The sequence below is a fragment of the Paenibacillus sp. Cedars genome (genome assembly GCF_003184205.1).
Taxonomy (GTDB): domain Bacteria; phylum Bacillota; class Bacilli; order Paenibacillales; family Paenibacillaceae; genus Paenibacillus_AQ; species Paenibacillus_AQ glucanolyticus.
The window spans coordinates 62692-76091 of sequence record NZ_CP020866.1 but is presented as its reverse complement, the minus strand read 5'-3'; the positions used below and the strand labels follow the sequence as shown (position 1 = coordinate 76091).

At 51.1% G+C, this 13400-nt stretch carries 12 protein-coding genes; 4 read left to right on the top strand and 8 right to left on the bottom strand.

The window, feature by feature from the left end:
* Nucleotides 1–38: 38 nt before the first annotated feature.
* Nucleotides 39–977: an ABC transporter ATP-binding protein gene (locus B9D94_RS01825; RefSeq protein ID WP_036639884.1), complete on the bottom strand. Its 939-nt coding sequence runs from the start codon at nt 975–977 to the stop codon at nt 39–41.
* 194 nt (nt 978–1171) lie between these two features.
* On the opposite strand from B9D94_RS01825, the gene B9D94_RS01820 reads away from it, so the two are divergent.
* Both B9D94_RS01820 and B9D94_RS01815 read left to right on the top strand, forming a co-directional pair.
* Nucleotides 1172–2335, top strand: coding sequence for a sensor histidine kinase (locus B9D94_RS01820; protein ID WP_253806097.1), 1164 nt, complete (start codon nt 1172–1174; stop codon nt 2333–2335).
* Nucleotides 2336–2372: 37 nt separating this feature from the next.
* Entirely contained in the window at nt 2373–3023 is a 651-nt protein-coding gene (locus B9D94_RS01815) for a response regulator (RefSeq protein WP_148246376.1), read from the top strand.
* Nucleotides 3024–3105: 82 nt separating this feature from the next.
* Here the strand turns inward: B9D94_RS01815 and B9D94_RS01810 are convergent, their stop codons facing one another.
* The 5 genes from B9D94_RS01810 to ftsE form a co-directional block, all read right to left on the bottom strand.
* Nucleotides 3106–4425 carry a PDZ domain-containing protein gene (locus B9D94_RS01810; RefSeq protein WP_148246375.1) on the bottom strand — a complete coding sequence of 440 codons (1320 nt, stop codon included), beginning with the start codon at nt 4423–4425 and terminating at the stop codon, nt 3106–3108.
* Between the two features lie 106 nt (nt 4426–4531).
* Entirely contained in the window at nt 4532–6001 is a 1470-nt protein-coding gene (locus tag B9D94_RS01805; protein ID WP_148246374.1) for a S41 family peptidase, read from the bottom strand.
* 131 nt (nt 6002–6132) lie between these two features.
* Nucleotides 6133–7401, bottom strand: a complete 1269-nt coding sequence (locus B9D94_RS01800) for a murein hydrolase activator EnvC family protein (protein WP_006213022.1) — start codon at nt 7399–7401, stop codon at nt 6133–6135.
* 27 nt (nt 7402–7428) lie between these two features.
* Nucleotides 7429–8337, bottom strand: a complete 909-nt coding sequence (gene ftsX, locus B9D94_RS01795; RefSeq protein ID WP_006213024.1) for a permease-like cell division protein FtsX — start codon at nt 8335–8337, stop codon at nt 7429–7431.
* A complete protein-coding gene (gene ftsE, locus B9D94_RS01790) occupies nt 8327–9013 on the bottom strand; it encodes a cell division ATP-binding protein FtsE (RefSeq protein ID WP_006213025.1) in 687 nt (228 codons plus the stop codon). Before ftsE ends, ftsX begins: the two co-directional genes overlap by 11 nt.
* A 206-nt stretch (nt 9014–9219) precedes the next feature.
* Here ftsE and B9D94_RS01785 point away from each other — a divergent pair, with 206 nt between their 5' ends.
* Nucleotides 9220–10656 (top strand): VanW family protein, encoded by a 1437-nt coding sequence (locus B9D94_RS01785; RefSeq protein WP_148246373.1) that lies wholly within the window; start codon nt 9220–9222, stop codon nt 10654–10656.
* Between the two features lie 69 nt (nt 10657–10725).
* On the opposite strand, the gene B9D94_RS01780 is transcribed toward B9D94_RS01785, so the two are convergent.
* Both B9D94_RS01780 and B9D94_RS01775 read right to left on the bottom strand, forming a co-directional pair.
* Nucleotides 10726–11460, bottom strand: coding sequence for a hypothetical protein (locus B9D94_RS01780; protein ID WP_006213027.1), 735 nt, complete (start codon nt 11458–11460; stop codon nt 10726–10728).
* Nucleotides 11461–11529: 69 nt separating this feature from the next.
* Nucleotides 11530–12258 (bottom strand): bactofilin family protein, encoded by a 729-nt coding sequence (locus tag B9D94_RS01775; RefSeq protein WP_006213028.1) that lies wholly within the window; start codon nt 12256–12258, stop codon nt 11530–11532.
* Nucleotides 12259–12553: 295 nt separating this feature from the next.
* Here B9D94_RS01775 and B9D94_RS01770 point away from each other — a divergent pair, with 295 nt between their 5' ends.
* Nucleotides 12554–13327 carry an alpha/beta hydrolase gene (locus B9D94_RS01770; protein WP_006213029.1) on the top strand — a complete coding sequence of 258 codons (774 nt, stop codon included), beginning with the start codon at nt 12554–12556 and terminating at the stop codon, nt 13325–13327.
* Nucleotides 13328–13400: the final 73 nt, after the last annotated feature.

The following is a 13400-nucleotide window of genomic DNA, read 5'->3' as shown; positions in this document are numbered from 1 at the left end:
TATTCCTCCTTCATAGATTCCCAGACGTGCGCATGTGATTAATCGCGGAGCGTCCGCCCGGTCAAACTGAGAAACAACGTTTCGAGGTCCGGCTCCTCACACTGCAAGGTTCGGAGAATGGTATCATGTTTACTGCAGATGAACAGGATATCCTGCAGCTCATTCTGGGCCGAAGGCACATAGACCTGAATCTCGCTGTCATTCTGCGTAACGCGCCTTACACGCGGATGAATCGTCAGTTGCTCGATCAAGTCCTGCGTTATCCCGTCTGCGGTAAGGATGATTTTCTCCTCATGGGCGACACGCGCCCGAAGCTCCTGCTGCGTTCCGCAAGCGATGACATGACCTTGATCCATAATCGCCACCCGGTCACTGATCGCGGCAACTTCCTCCATGTAATGACTTGTATAGATAACGGTAGAGCCCATACGGTTCAGTGTCTTCACTGATTCCAAGATATGATTGCGCGACTGCGGATCAATTCCCACCGTTGGCTCATCCATGATAATAAGTTTCGGACGGTGCGTGATCGAGCAGGCAATGTTCAGTCTTCTCTTCATCCCGCCGGAGAAGGTTGACGGCCGTTCTTTAGCCCGGTCCTGCAGCCCGACAAACTCCAGTGCCTCCTCCACCCGTTCCTTCAGCAGATTGCCGCGCAGTCCATACAATTTCGCAAAAAAAGTGACATTGTCCCAAGCGGACATCTCTTCATATAGGGCCAGATCCTGCGGCACCAATCCGATTCTCCGCTTCACTTCCAGCGGCTGCTCTTCAATCGAGATACCGTCAACTTTAATGCTGCCCTGGTCCTTCGAGAGAAGCCCGCAGATCATGTTGATGGATGTGCTCTTGCCGGCCCCGTTCGGTCCGAGAAGCCCGAAGATCTCGCCTTCATTCACTTCCAGGTTCATATGGTCCACCGACAGCTTGCTACCGTATCGTTTCACGACATCTTTCATCTGCAGAAAGACCGCCATCATCACCAACTCCATTTCTTTCGTATCTATCCGTTAAGTTCATTTTATCTAAGACCCTCAGCTCTTGAAGGTAGAGGAAGTCACCTTATACGGGTGACGAAAGTCATCTCCTTATGTAAAACATCCTTGTGATATAATGAAGCCAATCGTGTGTACGGTTTGATTTTATTATGGAAAAGGGTGCTGATCGCATTGTGACCTCCCCACTCACCTATCTGCGCTACGGCCTGATTCTCCTTCCCGCTGCGGCTGATATCTTTCTGCAGCAGCTCGACTATTATGGAGAATACATGGTGTACTTTCTGCTCTTTCTGGCCCTTACGGTGTTAAGCCGCTTTGTACGATCCCCAGCCTATCTAAGAGCAGCGGTGCTGCTGGAGATGGCGCTGTCCCTGTGGTTATGCCATCAATACGGCTTCATGATGGTCTTCCTGTCCGTGTCTGCATTATGTGTCTATCTGCCCTTGTTTCAGGAGCGGTCAAGCAAATTCTGGATGGCAACCGCCCATCTCGTGCTGTTGAACATCGCCATTACCGATTATGATCCACTGCTGATTACAACGGCCAATCTCCTCTTTCTGTTTCTGGCCGTAACGTTCAGTCATATCCATCGGATGAATCAGAAACAAGTTGACCATATTCAGTTATACGACGAGCTCAAGAGACTTCATTTCCAGCAGGATGAGGCAGGTAGACAATTGCTGCAATTCGCGCATCAGGTAGAGAACGCGGCACAGGTGGAGGAACGCCACCGCATCTCGCGCCAGCTCCATGACGACATCGGCCACCGGCTGATTCGCGTCAAAATGATGATGGAAGCCGCCCTCCAAGTCGTACCTCATGATCCGGCCCGAGGTATGGATATGCTGCATCAGATCCGTGACCAGTTAGGACAGAGCATGGAGCAAATGCGCACGGCTGTAAAACAAATGAGCCCCGGCAGACGTATTGCTGACGATTATTCCTTGAGTCGGCTGCTTGAGGAAACGGGGAGGGAGACCGGAATCGAAACCGAACTTATCCTGCACGGCATGCCCTATCCGCTCTATCCTAGTCAGCAAGTGGTTCTGTATAAAAATGCCCGAGAAGCCATAACCAACGCCATCCGCCATGGCGAAGCCGGACGGGTTGAAATCTTGCTTCACTACGGGGAACAGGAAATTCGAATGGAGGTTTCCAATAACGGGGAGGTCAAAGAGACGGTCGCCCATGCCGCTGTCCCTGAACGTCAAGGCATCGGTCTAAGCGGCATGCTTGAACGAACTCAAGTTGTTGGTGGGACGTTAGAGATACGGCGAACGACACCTTTTACCGTCATCACCCGGCTGCCTGTCTATCGAAAGAGTGAGATTGTGTAATTCGATATCTATATTTTAGTAAAGGTCGTGGACATCCATGATATCAGTTCTGATTGTAGATGATGACCCGTTTATTCGAGAAAGTCTGAAGTTGCTGGTAGGGATGGACCCGGATATTGAAATCTCCGGTGTCGCGGCACACGGCGAAGAAGCTCTGGCTTTATTGGAGGGTGGGCTTACGGCAGACGTGATCCTCATGGACATCCGCATGCCGGTATGCGACGGCGTTGAAGGCATGCGGCGAATTCGCGAACAGCACCCGGGCATTCGGGTACTCATGCTGACGACATTCGATGATGATGATTACATTGTGGAAGCGCTGCGGAACGGGGCCAGCGGATATCTGCTCAAAAACATTCCGCCGGATCGGATCATCCAGGGTATCAAAACGGTGTACGACGGTAACATGCTGATCCATCCGGATATTGCCCGCAAGCTGACCGGCATGCTCCGTCCTGCACCCCAATCGGTCTCCCAGTCTGATGTTCTTGGATCATTAGGTCTTACCCCGGCCGAGAAGAATATTGTCGGCCTTATTGCAGAAGGCCTGTCCAACAAGGAAATTGCCGGCCAGCTCTACTTAAGCGAAGGTACCATCAAGAACTACGTAACCGAAATATTAGGCAAGCTGAATCTTCGGGACCGGACGCAAATCGCTATTTTTTATCTAAAAAAAGTGCAGGCTTAGACCTTTTCGCATTCTGCGTTAGCTTATAAAGTCAAATAAAACAGGCCCTTGTCCATAGGACAAGGGCCTGTTAATTGTTCATTCACGAATGGAATCCTGCATCTTCGGAGCCACCGGGCGTCTTGCCCTCAGATGATCCTCGCTTGCTGCGAAGATGAAGTTTATTCGCTAGCAGGGTCAGCAAGCTTACCGGCTTCAAACCTACCGCTATGCCATCCCTCGGATCCGGAGCAACGATGGCTCCCAACTGATGATGATCGCCCGCGTAAATCGCACGCTGCAGGAACTTGCTCTCGCCTTGATGGTTCTGAACCTCCAGCTTACAGAAGGCCGAATTCTGCCGCAGCGCTCCATGCAGCTGCTCCTTGCTGTGAATCAGTTTGCCATTCACCTTCAGAATCGTCTCTCCCGCAAGAATGCCAAGCTCGCTTGCCGGGCTATCCGGAAGGACTGCGAGTACTCGCAGTCCACGAATCGGATGCACAAAGATCGGGCTTCGCTGCTGCTCTTCATAACGGCTGTACCACACCAAACCTTCATGGAGCAGCAGCGCTGCTAATGCAGCCACGATCATAAGCGGCGTCCACCACTCGGCCAGCAGGCTCAATGCCAGCACGGTCGCCGCATAGAATACAAGCCGTTTCGCCGTAATTCCCGCCTTCTCCTGCGGCAGCATGCTCTGCGTCATTTCCCCGAAGCCAATCACGACCGGGAGCGCCATCATCGTAAAGCCGCCGCTCCAGGCATCGCCCCCGAAGAATGGGGTCCACGGCAGCACACTGCCTCCGCCAACCGCCGGGACAAGCAAGAACAGGGGCAGCGGCCAGAAGCTCTGCATATGATAGCCGCCCACAAGTCTGCCGCGCTTTCCTTCCAGAAACAGAGGGGTTGCAAAGCCCGAGCCTTGGAGCCTGACCAACATGGCTTCTGCAAAGTGCAATACGGCGGATAAAGCCAGCAATGCCGGGATATCCAGACTAAGGATTGTCGTCGTTACATGGCTGATCCAGCCGTCTAGCTGCCAGTTCGGAAACCAGCCTAGGACGAACTGGAGGATGCCAAGCAGCCCGATGGAATAAGCAAAGCATAAATACCGAATATGAAACAGCATCAGAATCAGCGAAGTCACCCAAATGCATAGGATGGCTTCCAAACTTAACGATATACCCAGGAAGGCCACAACGATGGAAACGGCGATGCCTGCCAGCACCCCACCGAGAAACGTCCGCCAGGTCTGAATTCCCCAAGAATGCAGCTTCACATGGAACAGCTTACGCTCCACCAGCACCTGCCTTCGGTAAAACAGCATCACAAACAAAATCGAAATATAATAAAAGGGCTGCGTCAGCAGTTGTATGCCTGCGTCTATCCCATACATAAGCAGTTGTTTCAATGTCTCCAACAGCTTGCCACGCTCCTTTCAGCTCTAAAACGTAGTTCAAAATTCAAGAAACACTTCAACTGAACATGCACCTTAAAAGAAAAAAGAAGGCTAAAATTCAGCCTTCTTACTTGTTCGACGCCTTTGTGGCGATTTCCTTCCGAACCTCGGCAATTCCGCGATTCATTTGATTATCCTCTTTCGGATCCTGAATCTTCTCGATCAACGCGGCCTCCAATGCCTCGGCTGTCGCGGTATTAATAATACCATCCGCTTTCAGCTTATTCTTGCTCTGGAAGCTCTTGACCGCCTTCTCCGTATTCCGATCGAAGTAACCGTCCGAACGCCCTGTCTTATAACCAACCGCTTCCAGCATGATCTGTGCGTTCTTGACATCGGTGCTGTTTGCATCGTACGCATAGGTTTTCTTCTTATCGATTGGTGCAACCGTGAAGTAATCCGGCTGCGACACCTTAATATCCGGTTCAATCCCCTTCTCATGGATCCAGGTTCCGTTAGGCGTCAACCACTTGGCAATTGTCACTTTCAGTAAACTTCCATCGCCAAGCTGCTTGTCAAAGCTGGTTTGAACGGTCCCTTTACCGAAGGAATGCTCGCCCATCAGGGTAGCTCCTGCAGATTGCTGCAGCGCGCCTGCCAGGATTTCGGAAGCGCTCGCGCTTCCCTTGTTCATCAGCACCGTGATCGGATAGGATTTGGCTTCACCGTTCGAAGGATGCTTCTCCCGCTTCTTATCCTTATCCTCTACCTGAACAATCAGTTCGCCTTTAGGCACGAACTGCTCTGCAATGTCGATGACCACGGACAATACGCCGCCCGGATTGTTCCGAACATCAATCAGCAGTCCCTTCATGCCCTGACCTTCCAGCTTCTTGAGTTCTTCTTCAAAGCGTTTGCCTGTATTCAGAGAGAATTGGGAAATCTCAATGACGCCGATACCGCCCTTCTCCATCCGGGCAGATACGGTTTCCAGATCGACATCATCGCGAACGATCACATACTCGATCGGCTGTTCGGATCCTGCACGCTTAATCTGAAGAATGGCCTTGGAGCCCTTAGGTCCGCGAATCTTGTTTACGGCCGCATTCAGCTCAAGCCCCTGCAAGGACTCGCCATTAACGGAAAGAATGGCGTCTTTCGCCCGAATCCCTGCTTTATCGGCAGGAGATCCCTTGATCGGTGATACGACGATCACATTGCCGTCTACAGAGGAGACCTCAGCACCGATTCCCGTGAAGGAGCCTTCAATGCTCTCTTCAAACTGGGCTGCCGTCTCTTTCCCCATATAGTTGGAATACGGATCCTCCAGGGCTTCCATCATACCGTTGATGGCGCCGTCAATCAGCTTCGACCGGTCGATATCCTTGTAATAATTGCTTTCGATGAGGTCAATCGCTGTCCCCAATTTCTTCGCTTCAGACTGCTCCAGTCCATTCTTGTTCGCTATACTGGCCAGCAACCCCTCGCCGTCTCCGGTCTGACTGGGAGCAGGTAGCTGAGTCAAAGCCATCGTTAACAGTCCGCCGCACAACAGGGCAGCTATGACCAGAAAGACAGCCGTTCGTTTTTTCAGCAAGTACTTCACCGCCTTTGTACGTTTCAACTGCTAAACACACGGGGAATCCCGTCCACCTAGTATATGATTGGCTTGCCGGGAATATTTATACAGCGGTCTGAAGGTTATATAGTATCGGTCATAAGAATCAGTTACAGATACGGCGAAGGATTAACCGGTGATCCGTTGACCCGAACTTCAAAGTGAAGATGCGGTCCTGTGCTCTGGCCAGTGGAACCCACCTCGGCAATCTTCTGCCCTCTGGACACCTTGTCGCCTTCGCTGACCTTAATGCCGCCATTGCGGATATGTCCATATAAAGTCCACACACCGCCCCCATGATCAACAATAACACAGTTTCCGTAACCGCTCCACCACTCGGCCAAGATCACCGTGCCGCTCTCGGCTGCACGGATCTCGGTCCCTTGCGGAACAGCAAAATCCTGACCTGTATGCATCTTGCCGACTTCACCCGTTACCGGGTGCACGCGCGGTCCATAACCCGAAGAAAGTCTGGCACCGGAGACCGGAATCGCGAATGGGCCACCGTTTCCTGTGTATCCACCGCCGCCCTTGCTTCCGCCGAGGGTTGTCGCTTTCGCTCTCTTCGCTGCGGCCGCTTTGGCAGCCGCCGCTTTACGGGCTGCTTCCTCAGCAGCCAGCTTGTTCTTTTCCTTCTGCAGGTCGGAACGCTTGCTCGCCAGGGCAACCAGCATTTTATCCTGCTCCTCAGTCAAGATGTCAGCATCCTCGATATCCTGATCGTACTGGGCCAGAAGAACGCGCTTCTCCTGTTCCTTCTCGTTCAGAATGCTCTTGCGGTCTTCCATCTGACCATACAGATCTTTGGCTGTAGCATATTGGCCTTCAAGTTCCTTCTTCTTATCAATGACCAGCAGCTTGTCCTGCTTATGCTGTACGAGCAGATCCTGGTCCTGATCCACGATGGATTTCAACGAATCCGCGCGCTCAATGAAATCACTGAAGCTGGTCGAGGAGAGCAGCACATCCAGATAGGATACCTGACCATCCATATAAATGAGACGAATCCGGGATTCCAACAGCTTTTCACGGGATGCGATGCGCTCCTCCGCCGCTTCAAGCTCCTTTGTTGTTTTTTTCAAGGAATCTTCCGTTTGGTCGATCTTCACGGAAATTTTGGTTAATTCATTACTGACGATACTGATTTGCTCCATGACGTATTTCAGGTTCTGGTTCGTTTTATTCTTATAATGCTGGGCTTCTTGTTTATCATCCGCAGCCTTGTTCTTCTGTTGCCGTGCTTGCTTGACCTGCTCCTGAAGCATTCTCAACTCTTTATCTACGTCGGCAGTGGTCTTCTTCTCAGCTTGTCCGACATTCGGTTGGATCATAACAGTGGCCAGTAATAAGGCTGCTACTCCTGCGGCGATTTTCTTCAAGTTTCGCTCCCCATCCTTTACCTTGTTTTATACTTTCAAAAATTTACGAATCGACATGGTACTTCCCCAGACGCCAATCACGATACCCAGCCCAACAATGATGGAGCCGATCAGCGGCCACAAATCCCCCAGCGGGATTAGGCTCTGTGCCAGCGTGATATCGGTTTGCGATGCAGCGTACAAACGATCGTAACCTACAAACAGCAGAACAACCGTTACAATCGACCCAAGCAGGCCGATCATGGCACCTTCTACGAAAAATGGCCAGCGGATAAAGTTGTTCGTGGCGCCAACAAGCTTCATAATCCCAATCTCCCGGCGGCGTGCTAGAATCGTAACGCGAATAGTGTTCGAGATCAGGAACATGGACATCAGACCGAGTCCTGCTACGAAAATAAACCCGATATTCCGAACCGTCTTCGTAATCTTAAACAGGGTCTCTACCGTTCCTTCGCCGTACTTGACGCGCAGGATCGGCTCCTCCGTATACTTCTGGTTCAGCGCTGTAATCTTGTCGGCTACAAAGCCGACCGTTGTTGGCTGAATGACGGAAACCTCAAATGCATCCGGCAGCGGATTCTGGTCCTTCTCGCTGAAGCCTTCCACCCATTCCGAGCCCAGGCTTTCCTCAAGCTCCTTCATTCCATCTTCCTTGGACACAAACTTTACGGCACTAACCTCCGGCATAGCCTCGATTTCACCCTTGATGGTTTCACGCAGCTTTTCATCCACGTTGAGATTTAAGTAAGTATTGATCTGCACATTGCTATCTGCTTTATCGGCTAATGCGTTAACATTCATGACTAACAGCATGAAAACACCCAGTATAAACAAAGACACCACGATGGAAGTAATCGATGCGACCGACATCCATCCGTTCCGGAAAACGCTCTTCGCCCCTTCCCGCAAGTGCCGCAAGAAGGTTCTAAAATTCATACCCGTAATCTCCTCTCTGCTGGTCACGGACGATCTGTCCATGCTCAATCGCAAGGACGCGTTTGCGCATGGTGTTGACGATATCCCGGTTGTGGGTTGCCATCACAATGGTGGTTCCCCTGAAATTAATCTCATCCAGCAGCTGCATGATCCCCCAGGAGGTTTCCGGGTCCAGGTTGCCGGTAGGCTCGTCCGCAATAATGACGGACGGGTTATTCACGATGGCTCTTGCAATCGCGATTCGCTGCTGCTCACCGCCCGAGAGCTGGGAAGGCTCGCGGCCAGCCTTGGCTTTCAAGCCCACAAGCTCCAGCACCTCCATCACCCGTCTCTTGATGAGACGCTGCGGCGCCTCGATAACTTCCATGGCAAAAGCTACATTTTCGTAAGCAGTCAGCTTGGGCAGCAGGCGATAATCCTGAAAAATAACCCCAATATTTCGGCGAACATAGGGGATTTTTCGCTGCTTCAGCTTCCCGATATTAAATCCGTTAACCGAAATTTGCCCCTTGGTGGGCACTTCTTCTCTATAGATAAGTTTCATAAATGTCGATTTGCCTGCACCCGAAGGTCCGACAACATAGACGAATTCATTACGATTGATCTTAACGGAAACTCCTTGAAGCGCATGGGCGCCGCTTGGATAGGTCTTCCATACGTCCTGCATTTCAATCACTTCATCACTTCCCAATCCATAATTAGCCATTATACTTTCGACAGTATCCATCGAATTCCTTTAAAATCCATGAAAAATCCTCACGACATCGTCTATTGTAACAAATTTGTTACCTTTTGAGTACCCGAAAGTTTAAGCCCACCGTGACATATACATGAACAAGTGCACGAACTGCGGCCAATACGAAGTTAAGAAGGTGGTTTCCAATGAAAAAAATTCATCTCGGTCTCATCATTGTCATCAGTTTTGCTCTTCTCCTCTCCGTCGGATTCGGTCTGTTGACGATGTATGTGAATCAGAAGGAACTCCCGAAGGGGGTCGTTCTCTCCGGCTGGCAGGTAGGCGGCAAACCCGCCGATGAGGTGCTCGCCGAGCTGGATCAACGGCTGCAAGCGATGAGTACGATGAAGGTGAAGCTGGCGGCGGAGGCCTTGAAGGGTCACACGGAAAGTTTTAGTCTGCAAGATGCCGGTGTTCAGTTCAGCGCAGCCGATTTTCAGGATGCCATAGCCAAGATGTCTGAAGGATCACTGTGGGATCAGGTACTGTACAGACGCCATTTTCAATTGGAGTGGCATATATCAACCGACTGGAACCGCGATACGTTGAAGAAGCGGCTGAATGAAGACTGGCAAAAGGAGCGCTTTGGCGAACCGGTCAATGCGGTCCGAAGCATTTCCGGTGATGACGTTGTCCGCTATACCCCGGAGAAGACGGCCTACCGCATCGAGTGGGCGGCTTTCTATGAAGGGTTCAGCGCTGCGCTTCCGGATGAACGCCAGTTTACAGAGCCGAGAGGCGATGAAGAAATCACGGTACAGCTGCCCTTGATCCGTCAGAAGCCCCCGGTTACAGTAAAATCGCTGCAGGATGAAGGGGTGGAGCGTAAAATCATCGAATTCTCCACTGATCTTGGCTCCAGCGGACCCGGACGGGTTCATAACGTAACCGCGGCTGCCAAAGCCGTGGACGGGATGATTTTGAAGCCGGGCGATGAATTCAATTATGCTCATGTTATAGATACCGCGAAGAAGGAGTACGGATTTGAAGAAGCTCCCGTTATCGTTAACGGCAAGCTTGTCCCGGGCATAGGCGGCGGGATCTGCCAGGTATCCAGCACGGTCTATCATGCTGCTCTGCTCCTGGGCCTGGATATAACCGAACGGCGCAATCATTCCCTTCCGGTCAGCTACCTGCCCAAGGGGCAGGACGCCACCTTTGCCGAGGGCGCCATTAACTTCAGGTTCCGGAACAACACAGGCAAACATCTGCTGATCCTTTCCAGCGTGTCAGACGGAAAATTAACCCTGAAGATGTTCGGTACCTTCCCGGAGAATACGGAGTATGGACTGGTATCCACCACCATCGAAACCCTGCCTTCCCCAGAGAAGGTCATCCATAATACCACACTGCCGCCAGGACTCAAGCAGGTAGTCCAGAACGGGAAACCTGGCTATGTGGTCGAAACCTACCGAACCAAGAAAGTGAACGGCAAGGTCGTGGAGAACGTGAAGATATCCAAAGACACTTACCGCGCGCAAAACAGCATCGTTGCGATCAATCCAACAAACGAAGTCCAGATGCCGGAAGCAAAAGAATCGCCAAAAGAGGAAGTGGTTGAAGACGGAATCAGTACACCTTAAACATTGACATAACTGAAAAAAAGCCCGTATACGCGAACTCACGCGAATACGGGCTTTTAGCCTTAAAAATCATATGGAATCTATTTTATAAAAATCTTTGACAACGGCCTTGGCATCTGCACTGAAAGTCTCGGTATATTCCACCCGGTCTATGGTGCAGCCTTTACCAATATGCACTCGGCTGCCCCTGACAACAGACGCTCTCGTATTCTCCAAGCGAATCTCCTCGCCTACGATCCGCTCGGCATTCAGATGCCCCCTGCGGGATGAATGAAACAACTTCGCCAGCTTCGTCGGCGCTACCGTGATCATGCGGCTTCGAATTTCAGGGACACTTGAAATTTGCTTGATTAACGTTAAGTTCAATTCCCTGGCCTGTACGTGCCCATTCACGCTTAGCGTTCCCCGAACCGTCATCTGCTCTGCTTCCACATTGCCTTGAACGGTAACCGTGCCATTCACGACCCCCTTGACGAAGAACAGATCCATCCCTGTACTCAGATCTCCATTCATACCAATGTGGCTGATCCTTGCGTTTCTCCCAGCATCAAGACTCCCGTTAATGCGGATACGCTCCATTTCTACATGGTCAGAGACCTTTAGATGACCGTTAACCCGTGCCAGCCTTCCGAGCAGGCTTCCATTGACAATGGCACTTCCATTACAGCGCAGCAGATGGCAATCAGTATCTCCGTTAATGACACCTTCGCCGTTAATTCGCAGCCTTCCCACGACACCGCCGCCAACGGTTCCGTCACCCATAATAGAAATACCGGGTCTTTCCACAGCCGTATCATTAACCACTCTTCGCCGCCTCCTTGATTCCCACCTAATCGGCCTTAACCTGAATGCTTATGGCATGGTTAAACTAACTTAAAACCGCCGGGATGCTTTGACTTCTGCCTCCGGATGCTGCGTCAATTCGTCTCTGTATTCCACTTGCCTTACCTCGCATCCTTTGCCGAGAATCACCCGGTTACCGCGGACAATATCGGCCTCGATATATTCTAAATCCAAGATATCCCCTTCAATAATCCGTGCCTCTACCCGCGCTCCCTTTAATGGCAGGGACAGCATTTCCCAGAGGCGCTTCCCCTTCTTGCGGATGGTAATCCGGTCTCCCACGATTTCTTGAGCGGAACAGCGACCAAACACTCGAATATCCGCTGTTCCTACATGCAGACGGCCATCAATCTTAAAGCCTCCCTTAAGCGTGGCCGACTCACTCCGAACATCCCCACGGCTTCGCAAATTTCCGTTCACTTCAAGCCTCTCGGATTCCGAATCTCCGTGAATGCTGCAATGTCCGCCAATAACAATAGAACGGCAGCGCAACCCTTCCTTCAGACTCAAGCTGCCGGCAACATTCAGTTCTTCGGCGTCTACAGCTCCCTTGATGCTTCCCGAACCGTTAACGCGAATTGTACGTGCGGCTACCGCTCCATTCACACTCATCGTTCCGTTACCTATTAATTCCTCGCAATCCAGATTTCCGTTCACCTGCCCTGCACCATCAATTCTCACCTTGTTATACTGACCGCCGCTTGAAGTTCCCGTTCCCGATATTTTCAGGTCAGACAAGTTTTCGTTATGTGGTATCATGTTAATCCTCCTCTGGATTTAAAAGTAATGACTGTATATATATCAGCTACTGCCTGCAACGTTATTTATTTCTCAAGTATTTTTCATTACTTTGCACCGTTTAAAGTCATAATCTCCCTCTAAGATACCATAGTGTTGCTATTCATAAAACAGCCCGATGACGGAACTTAGTCTCGGTCTTGAGACCGAGGCATTTTCATACGAATTTCTTGGAGAATGGGCAAATAATTATGATATGATTCTGATATGCACGTCGTTGATCTCTCATATGTAAAAATGAAAGGGGATACATATCATGGCTCTTATGACTTGTCGCTTTTTTTCGGAGGTTCTCGGTCTCAGCACGTCCATGACCGTCATTCTGCCTCAGCAAACCACATCACAGATCGGGATGACCAACCATGCCAAAAGCGGGCTTCATCCAACGCTGTTCCTGCTGCATGGTTTATCTGACGATGATTCCATTTGGCTGCGCAGAACCTCCATCGAACGCTATGTCGCCGAGATGGGCATTGCTGTTGTTATGCCGCAAGTACACCGCAGCTTCTATACGGACATGGAATACGGAGGTAAGTACTGGACCTTCATCAGCAAAGAACTTCCGGCCATAGCCCGTTCTTTCTTCCCGCTGTCGCATGCCAGAGAAGATAACTTCGTTGCAGGCTTATCCATGGGCGGGTACGGTGCATTCAAGCTGGCGCTGCGCTGTCCGGAATCTTTTGCCGCGGCGGCCAGTTTGTCTGGAGCACTCGACATGGCAGGTCATATCGAAAGAAATGAAGCCTTGTTTGAGCACCAATTAGTCTACGGAGAACGGGACATTACCGGCACCGACAACGACCTGCTGTGGCTGCTTCAGGAAGTGGACCGCATGGAAGGGCCAAAACCCCTCCTGTATCAATGCTGCGGAACGGAAGACTTCCTGTATCAGGACAATCAGGCCTTCCGCAAAGCTTGTGAAGGAACGTCCCTTGATTTCACATATCAGGAGGGACCGGGCGGCCATGATTGGGGCTATTGGGATACCCACATTCAGGACGTGCTGAAGTGGCTTCCACTGAAGGCCTGAGAAACAGAAACTATGACATGAGAATACCGAGGCGCTGATTGGTTGAGCGAAGTATCCATGGAGCTATGCCTGC